Origin of the sequence: Pseudomonas sp. LH1G9 (assembly GCF_002949975.1) — a bacterium.
Lineage (GTDB): Bacteria > Pseudomonadota > Gammaproteobacteria > Pseudomonadales > Pseudomonadaceae > Aquipseudomonas > Aquipseudomonas veronii.
In genome coordinates, this window is the sequence record NZ_CP026880.1 from 3,279,107 (window position 1) to 3,294,455 (window position 15,349).

Annotated in this window: 15 protein-coding genes; 5 read left to right on the top strand and 10 right to left on the bottom strand. The window is 59.5% G+C overall.

From position 1 onward, the window contains the following. The first annotated feature begins 3 nt into the window (after positions 1-3). The 4 genes from fabA to C5F70_RS15075 all read left to right on the top strand — a co-directional run bounded on the left by fabA (position 4) and on the right by C5F70_RS15075 (position 3,321). Complete coding sequence (gene fabA, locus C5F70_RS15060) at positions 4-519, top strand: 3-hydroxyacyl-[acyl-carrier-protein] dehydratase FabA (protein ID WP_003190035.1); 516 nt, start codon at positions 4-6, stop codon at positions 517-519. An 11-nt stretch (positions 520-530) separates the two neighbouring features. Next, the gene (fabB, locus tag C5F70_RS15065) at positions 531-1,751 is read left to right on the top strand and encodes a beta-ketoacyl-ACP synthase I (RefSeq protein ID WP_017846780.1); all 1,221 of its coding nucleotides are present in this window, start codon (positions 531-533) and stop codon (positions 1,749-1,751) included. A gap of 222 nt (positions 1,752-1,973) precedes the next feature. Further along, positions 1,974-2,390 (top strand): OsmC family protein, encoded by a 417-nt coding sequence (locus C5F70_RS15070; RefSeq protein WP_104903621.1) that lies wholly within the window; start codon positions 1,974-1,976, stop codon positions 2,388-2,390. Positions 2,391-2,454: 64 nt separating this feature from the next. Beyond that, positions 2,455-3,321, top strand: a complete 867-nt coding sequence (locus C5F70_RS15075; RefSeq protein WP_102618156.1) for a pirin family protein — start codon at positions 2,455-2,457, stop codon at positions 3,319-3,321. A gap of 98 nt (positions 3,322-3,419) precedes the next feature. On the opposite strand, the gene C5F70_RS15080 is transcribed toward C5F70_RS15075, so the two are convergent. The 4 genes from C5F70_RS15080 to C5F70_RS15095 form a co-directional block, all read right to left on the bottom strand. Beyond that, entirely contained in the window at positions 3,420-4,148 is a 729-nt protein-coding gene (locus tag C5F70_RS15080; RefSeq protein WP_017846777.1) for a dienelactone hydrolase family protein, read from the bottom strand. 67 nt (positions 4,149-4,215) lie between these two features. Continuing rightward, positions 4,216-6,120: a molecular chaperone HtpG gene (gene htpG / locus C5F70_RS15085; protein WP_017846776.1), complete on the bottom strand. Its 1,905-nt coding sequence runs from the start codon at positions 6,118-6,120 to the stop codon at positions 4,216-4,218. An 89-nt stretch (positions 6,121-6,209) separates the two neighbouring features. Next, positions 6,210-6,662: a PaaI family thioesterase gene (locus C5F70_RS15090; protein ID WP_017846775.1), complete on the bottom strand. Its 453-nt coding sequence runs from the start codon at positions 6,660-6,662 to the stop codon at positions 6,210-6,212. Beyond that, a complete protein-coding gene (locus C5F70_RS15095) occupies positions 6,659-7,135 on the bottom strand; it encodes a PaaI family thioesterase (RefSeq protein WP_017846774.1) in 477 nt (158 codons plus the stop codon). Before C5F70_RS15095 ends, C5F70_RS15090 begins: the two co-directional genes overlap by 4 nt. Before the next feature lie 158 nt (positions 7,136-7,293). On the opposite strand from C5F70_RS15095, the gene C5F70_RS15100 reads away from it, so the two are divergent. Then, positions 7,294-7,545, top strand: a complete 252-nt coding sequence (locus C5F70_RS15100) for a hypothetical protein (RefSeq protein ID WP_017846773.1) — start codon at positions 7,294-7,296, stop codon at positions 7,543-7,545. 113 nt (positions 7,546-7,658) lie between these two features. Here the strand turns inward: C5F70_RS15100 and C5F70_RS15105 are convergent, their stop codons facing one another. From C5F70_RS15105 to odhB, 6 genes are all read right to left on the bottom strand, one after another. Beyond that, positions 7,659-8,399 (bottom strand): DUF599 domain-containing protein, encoded by a 741-nt coding sequence (locus tag C5F70_RS15105; RefSeq protein WP_017846772.1) that lies wholly within the window; start codon positions 8,397-8,399, stop codon positions 7,659-7,661. A 179-nt stretch (positions 8,400-8,578) separates the two neighbouring features. Beyond that, positions 8,579-9,892, bottom strand: a complete 1,314-nt coding sequence (brnQ, locus tag C5F70_RS15110) for a branched-chain amino acid transport system II carrier protein (RefSeq protein WP_079443179.1) — start codon at positions 9,890-9,892, stop codon at positions 8,579-8,581. 431 nt (positions 9,893-10,323) lie between these two features. After that, on the bottom strand, positions 10,324-11,205 hold the full coding sequence (gene sucD, locus C5F70_RS15115; protein WP_003172813.1) for a succinate--CoA ligase subunit alpha: 882 nt from the start codon (positions 11,203-11,205) through the stop codon (positions 10,324-10,326). Continuing rightward, positions 11,205-12,371, bottom strand: a complete 1,167-nt coding sequence (gene sucC / locus C5F70_RS15120; RefSeq protein ID WP_017846770.1) for an ADP-forming succinate--CoA ligase subunit beta — start codon at positions 12,369-12,371, stop codon at positions 11,205-11,207. The genes sucD and sucC overlap by 1 nt, the downstream gene beginning before the upstream one ends. 203 nt (positions 12,372-12,574) lie before the next feature. Further along, positions 12,575-14,011, bottom strand: coding sequence for a dihydrolipoyl dehydrogenase (gene lpdA, locus C5F70_RS15125; protein WP_017846769.1), 1,437 nt, complete (start codon positions 14,009-14,011; stop codon positions 12,575-12,577). Between the two features lie 101 nt (positions 14,012-14,112). After that, on the bottom strand, positions 14,113-15,336 hold the full coding sequence (gene odhB, locus C5F70_RS15130; RefSeq protein ID WP_017846768.1) for a 2-oxoglutarate dehydrogenase complex dihydrolipoyllysine-residue succinyltransferase: 1,224 nt from the start codon (positions 15,334-15,336) through the stop codon (positions 14,113-14,115). Between the last annotated feature and the right edge of the window lie 13 nt (positions 15,337-15,349).

The window sequence follows — 15,349 nt, forward strand, 5'->3', positions numbered from 1 at the left end:
CGCATGACCAAACAAAACGCCTTTACTCGGGAAGACCTGCTGCGCTGCAGTCGCGGTGAGCTGTTCGGCCCAGGTAACGCGCAACTGCCCGCCCCGAACATGCTGATGGTGGATCGCATCACCCATATCAGTGAAGAGGGTGGCAAGTACGGCAAAGGTGAATTGGTCGCCGAGCTGGATATCACCCCGGACCTGTGGTTCTTCGCCTGCCATTTCGAAGGCGACCCTGTCATGCCGGGCTGCCTGGGCCTCGACGCCATGTGGCAACTGGTCGGTTTCTACCTCGGCTGGCAAGGCTTGCCGGGCCGCGGTCGCGCCCTGGGTTCGGGCGAAGTGAAGTTTTTTGGCCAGGTTCTGCCGAGTGCCAAGAAAGTCACCTACAACATTCAAATCAAGCGCGTCCTCAAGGGCAAGCTGAACCTGGCGATCGCCGACGGTTCGGTGACTGTCGACGGTCGCGAGATCTATACTGCCGAAGGCCTTCGGGTCGGCGTATTCACTTCCACTGACAACTTTTAAGGGTTATCCGCATGCGCCGCGTCGTTATCACTGGTCTGGGCATCGTTTCTTGCCTGGGCAATGACAAAGAGACCGTCACCGCTAACCTGCGTGCAAGTCGCCCTGGCATCCGCTTCAACCCGGAATATGCCGAAATGGGTCTGCGTAGCCAGGTTTCCGGCTCCATCGACCTGCCCCTCGAAGAGTTGATCGATCGCAAGATCTATCGCTTCGTCGGCCACGCTGCCGCCTATGCCTACCTGGCCATGAAGGACGCCATCGCCGATTCCGGCCTGAGCCACGATCAGGTCTCGAACGTGCGTACCGGCCTGATCGCCGGTTCCGGCGGCGCGTCCACCCTGAACCAGATGGAAGCGCTGGACATCCTGCGCGAGAAAGGCGTGAAGCGCGTTGGCCCGTACCGTGTCACGCGGACCATGGGCAGCACCGTTTCCGCCTGCCTGGCCACGCCGTTCCAGATCAAGGGCGTGAACTACTCGATCTCCTCCGCCTGCGCCACCAGTGCTCACTGCATCGGTAACGCGGTTGAGCAGATCCAGTTGGGCAAGCAGGACATCGTGTTCGCCGGCGGCGGCGAAGAAGAACATTGGAGCCAATCGTTCCTGTTCGACGCCATGGGCGCGCTGTCCACCCAGTACAACGACACCCCGGAAAAGGCCTCCCGCGCCTACGACGCCAAGCGTGACGGTTTCGTCATCGCCGGCGGCGGCGGCATGGTGGTGGTCGAGGAGCTGGAACACGCTCTGGCCCGTGGCGCGAAGATCTACGCGGAAATCGTCGGCTACGGCGCCACTTCCGACGGCTACGACATGGTTGCGCCAAGCGGTGAAGGCGCCATCCGCTGCATGCAGATGGCCATGTCCACCGTGGATACCCCGATCGACTACCTGAACACCCACGGCACCTCGACTCCGGTCGGCGACGCCAAGGAAATGGAAGGCGTGCGCGCGGTATTCGGCGACAAGGCACCGGCCATCAGCTCCACCAAGAGCCTGTCGGGTCACTCCCTGGGCGCCGCCGGCGTTCACGAAACGATCTACTGCCTGCTGATGATGGAAGGCAACTTCATGGCCGGCTCGGCCAACATCGAAGAGATGGACCCGGTCGTAGCCGATATGCCGATCCTGACCAAGACCGTCGAAAACGTAAAAGTCGACACCGTGATGAGCAACAGCTTCGGCTTCGGTGGCACTAACGCCACCCTGGTGCTGAAACGCTGGCAGGGCAAGTAAGCCCCGCAGCTTGATCAGATGAAAACGCCCCGACTGGTTCGGGGCGTTTTTTTCGCGCTTGAATTCGGGGTCGCCTCGCCTGTACGCGGGTGTTGCTCCGCTGCCTCGAACTGATGCGGGGAATCCTGCCCCCCGCCATCTGGAAAAAATCCTGGAACACTTGAGTGCCAGCATGTTCTATAACTGCATGACTTTCTTCCTGCCACGCTTGAGAGGTTCGCCATGCCTGTTACCGTCAACGCCCTGAATGCCGACAACTTCCGCCACAGCCTCAACATCGATAACCACGAGTTGTTCACCGATCTGCCCAAAAGCCTGGGCGGTGACGACACCGCGCCCTCGCCCCACGACTATTTCGACGCAGCCCTGGCGTCGTGCAAGGCCCTGACCCTGAAGCTGTATGCGCAGAGAAAGGGCATCCCGCTGACCGGCGTAACCGTGGAAGTCACCCGCGACGACAGCGAAGAGCAAAAGGGCAAGTACCACCTCAACGTCAAGCTGACACTCAAGGGCGTGCTCACCGATCAGCAACGCGACGAACTGCACCGCATCGCCGACCGCTGCCCGATACACAAGCTGATGACCACCGCCGAGGTGAGTATCGAGACGAAATTGTCGGAAGGTGCCTTCAGCCAATAGCGGCAACCTCCGGTCGAGCGGGTTATGCTCAGGGCTATCCAACCCGCTCCGACAGGGACGCACCATGACCACCCTCACCGTGATCCGCCCTCGCCTCGAAGATGTCGAAGGCCAGCCCATCCTGCGCCCGCTGCCATCGCGAGAATGCCGTAGCGTCGGGCCGTTCGTGTTTTTCGACCATATGCTGGCGACCCGCTATGCACCGGGCAGCGGCATGAATATCCGCCAGCATCCGCACATCGGCCTGTCGACCCTCACCTACCTGTTCGAAGGCACCTTGCAGCACAAGGACAGCCTCGGTTCGGACCAAATGGTGCAGGCCGGCGATGTGAGCTGGATGACCGCCGGCAGCGCGATTGCCCACGTCGAGCGCACGCCCGAAGCAATCAAGAGCAAGGGGTTCAGCCTGCATGGGCTGCAAGTGTGGCTCGCCTCCCCCAAGGACCACGAGAGCGGGCCGGGGCATTACAGCCACCATCCAGCGGCTGACCTACCGGTCAGCGACAACCTGGGCGTGCAGGTCCGCCTGATCGCCGGCAATGGCTTCTGCCTCAAATCACCGGTGCCGGTGCTGTCGCCCACGCTGTACGCCGATGTGCAGATGCAGACGGCCACCACCCTGCTGATCCCCGACGAGCATGAAGAACGCGCGGTGTATGTGCTGGAGGGTGACGTGCAGTTGGACGGTGAGCCGCTTGAGGCACACAGCCTGGTGGTGTTGCCGAGCGGACAGGCGATGACCCTGTCTGCCGACAGCGATTGTCACCTGGTGGTGTTCGGTGGCGCGCCGCTGGATGGGCCACGCCGGATCAACTGGAATTTTGTCGCGAGCGACCCGGCCGTGATCGAGCAGGCCCGGCAGCGTTGGGCGGCTGGGGATTGGCCAACGGTGCCCGGTGAAACCGAAAGAATTGAGTTGCCGGTGAGATAGCCGCCTGCTCCCACATTTAACCGCGTTTACCCTGTAGGAATGCGCTCGAATGTGGGAGCTGGCTTGCTCGCGATGAGGCCAGGACAGAGGCCAGAGACTTAGCCCTTGAACACTTCATCCAACAAGTTATGCATCGACTGGAACGCCCGCGCAGCGGTCTTCGCGTCGTACATCATCATGCCCGGCACGTTGGCGTGCGGGTCGGTGAAGGAATGCACCGCACCGCCATAGCTCAGCAGTTGCCAATCCACACCGGCCGCGTTCATCTCATCTTCGAACGCCGGCAGTTGTGCTTTCGGCACCAGCGGGTCGGAAGCACCATGCAACACCAGCACGGAACCCTTGATGTTCTTCGCATCCGCCGGGTTTGGCGTGTCGAGGGTGCCGTGGAACGACACCGCAGCCTTCAATGGTGCGCCGGTGCGCGCCAGCTCCAACGCACAGCAACCGCCGAAGCAGAAACCGAAGGTGGCCAACCTGGACGTATCCACCGCAGCTTCGCTCTGGCCTTGCAGTTGCGCTAACGCGGCCTGCATGCGCTTGTTCAGCAACGGGCGGTCATTCTTCAACGGCATCATCGCCGCACCGGCTTCATCGTTATTCGACGGGCGCACGGTTTGCCCGTACAGGTCGGCGATCAGCACCACGTAGCCTTTGCTGGCGACGCGCTTGGCAATCTCTTCGGCCCCTGCACTCACGCCCATCCAGTTCGGCGCCATCAACAGGCCCGGCAGCGGACCGGTTTGGCTGGCATCGAAGGCCAGGCGGCTTTCATAAGACTGGCCATCAATCTGATAGACCACGGAACGCACAGTGACTTGGCTCATCATTTACTCCAGTTGAGGTTGCACAAGAACGAAAAAACCCGCCGAAGCGGGTTTTTCTACAACGGGGTTAAACCGACAGTTCAACCAACAGCTTGTTCAGTCGGCGCACATAGGCGGCCGGGTCTTTCAGGCTGTCGCCGGCAGCCAGGGCTGCCTGGTCGAAGAGGATGTGCGACAGGTCGCCAAAACGCTCTTCGCTCTGTTCGCCGTCGAGTTTCTCGATCAGCGGGTGAGCCGGGTTGAATTCGAAGATCGGCTTGGAGTCCGGCACCTTCTGACCGCTGGCTTCGAGGATCTGACGCATCTGCATGCCCAGGTCCTGCTCGCCGATGGCCAGGATCGCCGGGGAGTCGGTCAGACGGTGGGAAACCCGCACTTCGCTGACGGCGTCGCCCAGGGAGGCCTTGATCCGCTCAACCAGGCCTTCCTTGGACTTGGCCACTTCTTCAGCGGCTTTTTTGTCTTCTTCGGAATCCAGGTTGCCCAGGTCCAGGTCGCCACGCGCCACGTCGACAAAGGTCTTACCGTCGAATTCGCTGAGGTAGCTCATCAGCCACTCATCGATACGGTCGGTCAGCAGCAGCACTTCGATGCCTTTCTTGCGGAAGACTTCCAGGTGCGGGCTGTTCTTGACCTGAGCATAGGTCTCGCCGGTCAGGTAGTAGATCTTGTCCTGACCTTCCTTGGCGCGTGCCAGGTACTCGGCCAGGGACACCACCTGCTCGCCGTCTTCGCCCTGGGTGGAGGCAAAACGCAGCAGGCCGGCGATTTTTTCCTTGTTGGCGAAATCTTCCGCCGGGCCTTCTTTCATGACCTGGCCGAAGTTCTTCCAGAAGCCTTTGTATTGCTCAGGCTCGTTCTTCGCCAGTTTTTCCAGCATGTCGAGGACGCGCTTGGTCAGCGCCGACTTCATGGAGTCGATGATCGGGTCTTTCTGCAGGATTTCCCGCGACACGTTCAGCGACAGGTCGTTGGAGTCGACCACGCCTTTGATAAAGCGCAGGTACAGCGGCAGGAACGATTCCGCCTGGTCCATCACGAACACGCGCTGCACGTAGAGCTTCAGGCCCTTTGGCGCTTCGCGCTGGTACAGGTCGAACGGCGCGCGGGCCGGTACGTAGAGCAGCGAGCTGTATTCCAGCTTGCCTTCGACCTTGTTGTGGCTCCAGCTCAGCGGGTTTTCGTAGTCGTGCCCGATGTGCTTGTAGAACTCCTGGTATTCCTCGTCCTTGATCTCGGTACGCGGACGGGTCCACAGGGCGCTGGCGCGGTTGACGGTTTCCCACTCAACGGCCGGTGCTTCTTCGCCTTCGGCGGCGGCCTGCTCTTTCGGCAATTCGATCGGCAGGGCGATGTGGTCGGAATACTTCTTGATGATGTTGCGCAGGCGCCAGCCATCGGCGAATTCGTCTTCACCGGGTTTCAGATGCAGCACGATGCGCGTACCGCGATCAGCCTTGTCGAGGGTAGCGACTTCAAACTCGCCCTCGCCTTTCGAAGACCAATGCACGCCTTCGCTGGCGTCAAGACCGGCACGGCGGCTGAACACTTCAACCTTGTCGGCGACGATGAAGGCCGAGTAGAAGCCCACGCCGAACTGACCGATCAGGTGCGAATCTTTCTTCTGGTCGCCCGAAAGGTGCTTCATGAAATCGGCAGTGCCGGATTTGGCGATGGTCCCCAGGTGGGTGATCGCATCCTCACGGCTCATGCCGATACCGTTGTCTTCGAGGGTGACGGTCTTGGCGTCTTTGTCGAAGCTCACGCGGATTTTCAGTTCGGCGCCGCCTTCCAGCAACTCCGGCTTGGACAGGGCTTCGAAACGTAATTTGTCGACAGCGTCAGAGGCGTTCGAGATCAACTCGCGAAGGAAAATTTCCTTGTTGGAATACAGCGAATGGATCATGAGGTGCAGCAGTTGCTTCACCTCGGTCTGGAAGCCCAGGGTTTCCTTTTGAGTTTCCACACTCATGGTCATCAAACTCCAATTGGATGGCAGTGGCCGCGCCCTGAAGGGTTGGCGGCGGGTTGTCATCAAAGTTGGGGGCTAAGACCAGGATTTCAAGGGCGGGACACTTCTCCGATCTTGAAATGCGCGCGGGCGGTGGCGATGGGTTCGGCCGCGGTGCTTTGCCAGGCGGTGATCGACACGTTCGCCACCCGTCGACCCTGGCGCCAGACCTGGCACTTGGCGTAAGTGTCGCGAAACTGGCCGGCACGCAGGTAATCCAGGGAAAAGTCGATGATTTTCGGCAGGCCCGGTGCGCCGGTGAACACCAGCAGGTGCAACGCGGCGCAGAGTTCCATAAAGCCTGCAATCACACCGCCGTGCAGCGCCGGTAATATCGGGTTACCAATGTTGTCCTTGTTGGCCGGCAGGCGGAACAGCAGCTCATCGCCTATCCGCGTGCATTCGATGCCGATCAGCTTGGCGTAGGGGATCAGATCGAGCAGCGCCTTGTAGTTGCCGTGCTCATGGGCCTGCTCCAGACGTGTCTTGAAGTGATGTGTCATGCCTGTTCTCCCGTGACTGTACTGCCCAGCCCCTGCGCACCCTTGAGGCGCTTGCCCATACGCATGAACGTCCCCACCGTGTGGGCGACGGGTTGTTGCGGGTCGTCCTGATAAGCGAAACCACGGGTGAAAATCACGTCGGTGGTCACCCGGTAGCACTGGGCAAAACCATACACCGGCTTGTGCGGTTCGGCGGGATGCATGTAGTCGATGCGCAGGTCGAGGGTCGGGCACACCTCGAACTCCGGCAACACGCACAGGGTGGCCATGCCGCAGGCGGTGTCCATCAGCGAGGTCAATGCGCCACCATGGATCACGCCCGTCTGGGGATCACCCACGATCATCGGGCTGTAGGGCAGAACCAGGGTAATCCCCTCCTCGCTGGCTTGATGAACGGTAATGCCCAGCACTTGGCAATGGCGCAACGCTGAAATAAAGCGCTTGGCACGCTCTAACAAGGGATTTTCGGTCATTCGGTTCAGACTCTGATGAATGTGGGGCCGGCGCAGTATGGACCGTCGGAAAAAGTTCCTTGGGAAAATGCTTTATATATCTGTGGGATATAAGGAACTAATGCTGGCCCCATGTGCTCGAAAGGCCAGTAGATATCTTCACTAAGGAGAAACACCCAATGCGCAAGACTTTAGCTATTTCCATGATGCTGGCCGCTGCCCTCGGTCTCGCTGCCTGCGACAAGAAATCCGAAAACAAGGCCCAAGATGCCGCCGCGCACTCTGAGCAAGCTCAGAAAGATATGGCTGCAGCACAGGATAAAGTGAACGAAGCTGCAAAAGAAAACGGCGATGCTGCCAAAGCTCAGGCCGAATCGAACAAAGCCGCAGCACAAGAAGCAGCACCTGCTACTCCAGCAACCGGTTCTTGATACCGGGGCTTGAAATAGCTTGGCTGCAAAAAGAAAGCCCGCTTAGATAGCGGGCTTTACTTTGTCTGCTGTTGGCGCGGAGTGCGATAAACCGGCGCTATGCCTGCAGCGCTTTACGCCACCGGGTCTTTGGCCACGTCCGGCAGCGACGTATCGGTCTGCGTATACACCATCACTTGCAGTACGTCGGAATGAAACTCTCGGCGATACAGCACCAACACCACCCCGGCGCTCATCGACATGAACAGCCAGGGGCTGACAAACCATGCCAGCATGGTCATCCCGAAGTAATAAGCGCGCAAGCCAAAGTTGAACTGGTTGGCCGCCATCGAAATCACCCGCGCCGCCCGCAGGGCAAACGCCTTGCGCTCCTGCTCCGACACGTGCCGCTCACCGATCATCGGCGCCGACCCCACCAGCACCGCGGCAAAGTTGTACTGGCGCATGCACCAGCTGAAGGTGAAGAACGCGTAGACGAACACCAGTGCCAGGCACAGCAGCTTGATCTCCGACATGCCCTGGGATGCCTGCTGCACCAGCGGAATATCGGCCAGCAATGAAACTGCCCGCTCCGAGGCGCCCAACACGGTGAGAATGCCCGCAAGGATGATCAAGGTGCTGGAGGCGAAGAACGAGGCGTTGCGCTCAAGATTGCCAATCACACTGGCGTCGGCGATGCGGTTGTCACGCAGCAGCATGCGACGCATCCAATCTTCGCGATACAGGTGCAGCACGCTGGCCAGACAGGCAGTGTCGCGGGCTTTCCAGGTGGCATAACGGGTGTAGCCGCCCCAACAGAGGACGAACCAGAGGGCGGCAAGCAAGTGGATCAGGTTGGCTTCGATAAACGGCATGCGGGTCCTTATACACGACAGATTTCATGAACCCGGTTAAGTGTGGGCGCCGGGTTCCAGCTTGAGCTTTGCGTTACTCCTTCGACGTTAGCCCACGGAAAAAGGCACTGCCCGCCGCCCATAAAAAATGCCCCGTATCAATCGATACGGGGCATTTCAATACAGCGTGAAGCCGGGGGTTACGCGACCGCTTCGCTGCGCTTGCCCAGCATGCGGTCAACCACCACCGCGGCCACCAGCATCATCACCGATGGCACCAGCCACGCCAGGCCCTGCTCGCTCAACGGCAGGTTGGCCAATTGCGACGGCATCCAGCCCGCCAGGCCGGCGCCCTTGAGCGCATCGATGCAGCCGAAGATGAACGACACCAACATCACCGGGCCAACGATGCGGCTCTGCTCCTGCCAGAAGTCTTTGCAGAAGCTCAAAGCCACCAGCACGATGCATGGCGGGTAGATCGCAGTGAGTACCGGGATCGAAAACGCGATCAGTTTGGTCAGGCCCAGGTTGGACACGAACAGCGAGAACAGCGCCAGGATCACCACCAGGGTCTTGTAGGACAGCGGCAGGATCCGGCTGAAGTACTCGGCGCAGGCACAGGTCAGGCCGACGGCGGTGACCAGGCAGGCCAGGGAGATCAGTACGGCCAGGAAGCCGCTGCCCAGGGAGCCAAAGGTGTGTTGCACGTAGGCGTGCAGGACGGCGGCGCCATTGGCGGCACCGGCGGCGATCTCATGGCTGCCCGCCCCGAGGCGGAACAGGCTGACATACACCAACGCCAGGCCGACGCCGGCAATCAGCCCGGCAATGATCGCGTAGCGGGTGATCAATTTAGGCGATTCGACACCACGAGAACGGATCGCGTTGACGATCACGATACCGAACACCAGCGCGCCCAGGGTATCCATGGTCAGGTAACCATAGATAAAGCCTTGGGAGAACGGCGCGGCCACGTATTCCGGGTTGGCGACGCCCACGTCACCGGCCGGCAAGGCAAACGCGGCGATACCAAGGATGGACAGCGCGATGATTTTCAGCGGTGCCAGGAAACGGCCCACGGTGTCCAACAGACGGCCCGGGTACAGGGAGACGAAAAACACCACCAGAAAGTACACCGCGCTGTAGAGGAACAGCGCCAGCGGGCTTTCACCGGTCAACGGCGCCAGGCCCACTTCAAAGGACACGGTCGCGGTACGCGGGGTGGCGAACAGCGGCCCTACCGCCAGATACGCTGCCGCCGCCAGCAGGCCACCGGCGATCTTGCCGATCGGGCTGCTCAACGCATCCATACCACCACCGACCTTGGCCAGGGCGATCACGGTGACCACCGGGAGCCCGACTGCGGTGATCAGGAAACCCAACGCCGCCATCCAGACATGGGGCCCGGACTGCAAACCAACGATAGGCGGGAAGATGATGTTGCCGGCCCCCACGAACAGGGCAAAAGTCATGAAGCCCAACGCCAGGATGTCCTGGCTTTTCAACACTTTCATTTGAGGAAATACCACACTACTGAATCGGAATTTAGAGAGGGCTTCCCTATGGATGAGGGAAATGCTGCCGGCCCTTGTGGGCACCGACCGGTCTAGCGCGCGGCTTCCTTTTGGGATGCGAGCACTTAAAGAGGCGGCAAGGTTACAGAATTTGGCCGATAAACGCACTGTTGCAGGGCGAACTGTCCGATAAGCGACATTGGAATGTCGTGTTTTCATACTTAATGTGGCAATACAGACAAAAAATGTGGGAGGGGGTTTGCTCCCGATAGCGGAGGTTCAATCACATCATCAGTGACTGAGCCATTGTCATCGGGAGCTAGCCCCCTCCCACATGGGACCAAGTACATTTCAATAAATGGACCGCCCAGAACGCACAAAGGCCACCCGAAGGTGGCCTTTGCTGGTGAAGCGTCAGTTAAGCGCGAGGCTTACTTGACTGCCCAACCCGTCAGCTCGGCCAAGGCCTTGCCGATGTCTGCCAGCGAACGCACGGTTTTTACGCCTGCGTCTTGCAGTGCAGCGAATTTCTCGTCTGCAGTGCCTTTGCCGCCAGAGATGATTGCGCCAGCATGGCCCATGCGCTTGCCAGCAGGGGCAGTCACACCAGCGATGTAGGAAACAACCGGCTTGGTCACGTGGGCCTTGATGTAGGCAGCCGCTTCTTCTTCAGCCGAACCGCCGATCTCACCGATCATGACGATCGCTTCGGTCTTCGGGTCTTCCTGGAACAGCTTCAGGATGTCGATGAAGTTCGAGCCTGGGATCGGGTCACCGCCGATGCCGACGCAAGTCGACTGACCGAAACCGGCGTCAGTGGTCTGCTTCACAGCTTCGTAGGTCAGGGTGCCGGAACGGGAAACGATACCGACTTTACCTGGCAAGTGAATGTGACCAGGCATGATGCCGATCTTGCATTCGCCTGGAGTGATCACGCCTGGGCAGTTAGGGCCGATCAGGACCACACCCAGCTCGTCGCACTTGACCTTGGCGTCCAGCATATCCAGGGTAGGAATGCCTTCGGTGATGCACACGATCAGCTTGATGCCGCCGAACGCCGCTTCCAGGATCGAGTCTTTGCAGAAAGGAGCCGGAACGTAGATCACGCTGGCGGTCGCGCCAGTGGCAGCTACTGCGTCTTTAACGGTGTTGAACACTGGCAGGCCCAGGTGCTCGGTGCCGCCTTTGCCCGGCGTTACACCACCAACCATCTTGGTGCCGTATTCGATGGCTTGCTGGGTGTGGAAGCTACCTTGCGAACCGGTAATACCCTGGCAGATAACTTTGGTGTCTTTATTGATCAGGACGCTCATTATTTGCCCTCCGCAGCTTTGACAACTTGTTGAGCAGCGTCGGTCAGGCTGGTAGCCGCGATGATGTTCAAACCGCTTTCTGCCAGTACTTTAGCGCCCAGTTCAGCGTTGTTACCTTCAAGGCGAACAACAACCGGGATTTTCACGCCGACTTCTTTCACTGCACCGATGATGCCTTCGGCAATCATGTCGCAACGAACGATGCCGCCGAAGATGTTGACCAGTACTGCAGCGACGTTGGAGTCGGACAGGATGATCTTGAAGGCTTCGGTTACGCGTTCTTTGGTAGCACCACCACCCACGTCGAGGAAGTTGGCTGGTTTGCCGCCATGCAGGTTGACGATGTCCATGGTACCCATGGCCAGGCCGGCACCGTTGACCATGCAGCCGATGTTACCTTCCAGGGCTACGTAGTTCAGTTCGAACTTGGCAGCGTGCGCTTCGCGCGGATCGTCTTGCGACGGATCGTGGAAAGTCTTCAGCTTAGGCTGACGGTACATGGCGTTGGCGTCGATGTTGATCTTGGCGTCGAGGCAATGCAGATCGCCGTCAGCCTTGATCACCAGCGGGTTCACTTCCAGCAGGGCCAGATCGTGATCCTGGAACAGTTTGGCCAGACCTACGAAGATCTTGGCGAACTGGGCAACTTGCTTGCCTTCCAGGCCCAGCTGGAAAGCCAGCTCGCGACCCTGGAATGGCTGAGCGCCAACCAGTGGATCGATAGTGGCTTTCAGAATTTTTTCAGGGGTATCGTGAGCGATCTTCTCGATGTCCACGCCACCTTCGGTGGAAGCCATGAACACGATGCGACGGCTAGAACGGTCAACGACAGCGCCCAGGTACAGCTCTTTAGCGATATCAGTGCACGATTCAACCAGGATCTTGGTGACTGGCTGGCCATTGGCATCAGTCTGGTAAGTCACCAGACGCTTGCCCAGCCACTGCTGTGCGAAGGCCTTGGCGTCTTCTTTGCTGCGAACCAGCTTAACGCCGCCCGCTTTACCGCGACCACCTGCGTGAACCTGGGCTTTTACAACCCATTCGGTCCCGCCGATTTTATCGCAAGCTTCTGCTGCTGCTTCCGGGGTGTCTACTGCGTAGCCCTGGGATACTGGCAGGCCGTATTCAGCGAACAGCTGCTTACCCTGATACTCGTGAAGATTCATGCTTTTTACCGTCTTCGTTAGGTACTGCGCATTCGGCGCTGCGCTCATTATGAGTGCCGCGCCACCTGTGACTGCTGCTTGCGCAACTTGCCGGACTCAAGCCCGGTCAAGCTGCGCAAGACTGCGTCCAGCGGATATTCCGCGGTGAGTCTTGCGCGCAAGGCTCACGACGGGCAACCGCCGTGGTTTCTTATTATCTCGTTTTAGCGCTTCTTCTTGTTCGCGATGTGAATGGCATGACCATTCACTGCCAGCGCGGCTTCGTGCAATGCTTCGGACAGGGTCGGATGGGAGAAAACCATCATGCCGATGTCCTCGGCACTGGTGCCGAATTCCATACCGATTGCGCCCTGCTGGACCAGTTCTGCTGCGCCTGGGCCAATCACATGGACGCCCAATACGCGGTCAGTCTTGGCATCAGCGATGACTTTGACAAAACCACCGGTGTCGTTGGCTGCCATGGCACGACCAGAAGCAGCGAACGGGAAGGTGCCGACGTTAACTTCAACGCCTTCAGCTTTCAACTGCTGTTCGTTCTTGCCGACCCATGCAATTTCCGGGTGGGTGTAGATAACCGATGGGACCAGGTCGTAGTTCATCTGGGTTTTGTGGCCCTTGATGCGCTCGACAACCATGATGCCTTCTTCGGAAGCCTTGTGCGCCAGCATCATGCCGCGAACCACGTCGCCAATGGCGTAGACGCCAGGAACGGTGGTAGCGCAGTGATCGTCAACGTGGATGAAACCACGCTCGTCGATGTTCACGCCGCTGTCGGCTGCCAGCAGGTCGGTGGTCACTGGACGGCGACCAACGGCTACGATCAGCTTGTCGAAGGTGATGGTCTGTTCGCCATCCTTGTCGGTGTAGGTCACGACTACTTCTTCGCCGTTGACCTTCGAGCCGGTCACGCGAGCGCCCAGCTTGATGTCCAGACCCTGTTTGGTCAGGGTTTTCAGGGCTTCCTTGGACACTGCGGTGTCAGCAGCCAGCAGGAACGTGTCCAGGGCTTCGAGCACAGTGACCTGGGAACCCAGGCGGGACCAGACCGAACCCAGTTCCAGGCCGATCACGCCGGCGCCGATCACGCCCAGACGCTTGGGAACTGCTTGGAATTCCAGGGCGCCGGTCGAATCAACGATGACTTTCTGGTCAACAGGTGCTGGTGGAATGTCGATCGGACGCGAACCTGGAGCCAGGATCACGTTTTCGGCTTCGATGATTTCGACCGAACCGTCCGGCTTGGTGATTTCAACTTTCTTGCCGGCCAGCAGTTTGCCGTGGCCTTGCAGGGAAGTTACGCCGTTGGCCTTGAACAGGGTGGCAACGCCGGAGGTCAGGCCTTTGACGATGTTGGCTTTACGGCCGACCATCGCGGGTACGTCCATGGTCACGCCAGCGTGGTGGATGCCGTGGATGGCAAAACCGCTTTGCGCTTCGTGGAATTTCCAGGAGCTGTCCAGCAGCGCCTTGGAAGGAATGCAACCAACGTTCAGGCAGGTACCGCCCAGTGCCAGTTTGCCTTCCTTGTCGGTGTATTTTTCGATGCAAGCAGTCGAGAGGCCCAGTTGTGCGGCCTTGATAGCGGCAACATAGCCGCCAGGACCTGCACCAATCACTACAACGTCAAATTTCTGCGACATGAAAATAGTTCCTCTATTTAGCAGCAAGCTGTCAAGCCGCAGGCCCCAAGCCCGACTGCCGTATCCGGCAGCCTGTCACTTGAGGCCCGCAGCTGCTTCTATCAGATATCCAGCAGCAGACGAGCTGGGTCTTCCAGCAGGTTCTTGATGGTCACCAGGAAAGTCACGGCTTCTTTACCATCGATCAGGCGGTGATCGTAAGACAGCGCCAGGTACATCATCGGACGGATCACGACTTGGCCGTTGATGGCCATCGGACGCTGGATGATGTTGTGCATGCCCAGGATCGCAGCTTGCGGCGGGTTGACGATCGGAGTCGACATCATCGAACCGAAGGTACCACCGTTGGTGATGGTGAAGGTGCCGCCGGTCATCTCGTCGATGGTCAGCTTGCCGTCACGGGCTTTCTTGCCGAAGCCGGCGATGCCGCCTTCGATTTCAGCCAGGCTCATCAGCTCGGCGTTACGCAGAACCGGAACCACCAGGCCGCGGTCGCTGGACACGGCAACGCCGACGTCTGCATAACCATGGTAAACGATGTCGCTGCCGTCGATGGAAGCGTTGACTGCCGGGAAGCGTTTCAGCGCTTCGGTGGCCGCTTTCACGAAGAACGACATGAAGCCCAGGCGCACGCCGTTGTGGCTCTTCTCGAACAGGTCCTTGTACTTCGAACGCAGGGCCATGACTTCGGTCATGTCGACTTCGTTGAAGGTGGTCAGCATCGCCATGTTCGACTGTGCTTCAACCAGACGCTTGGCCACGGTGGCACGCACGCGGGTCATCGGCACGCGCTTCTCGGTGCGGTCGCCAGCGGCGAACACAGGAGCAGCGGCAGCAGGTGCTGCAGCCTTGGCGGGTGCGGCAGCTGGAGCGTTTTTCTTGGCTTCAACGGCAGCAACCACGTCTTCCTTGGTCACACGGCCGTCTTTGCCGGTGCCTTTGATGGAAGCCAGGTTGATGCCGTTCTCTTCGGCCAGCTGACGAGCAGCCGGTGCGGCGATTGGATCTTCGCCACCCGCCGCCGGAGCGGCAGCTGGAGCAGAAGCAGCAACAGCCGGTGCAGCGGCAGCCGGAGCGGCAGCAGCGCTGCCCGCTTCGATCGAGCCCAGTACCTGGTTGGACAGGACGGTATCGCCTTCGTTGGCAATGATCGCGCCCAACACGCCGTCAGCTTCAGCCAACACTTCCAGAACGACTTTGTCGGTCTCGATGTCGACGATCAGTTCGTCACGCTTTACAGCCTCGCCTGGTTTCTTGTGCCAAGTGGCAATGGTGCCATCGGCAACCGATTCCGGGAATGTCGGGGCTTTGATTTCGATAGCCATTATCTGTGGGTCC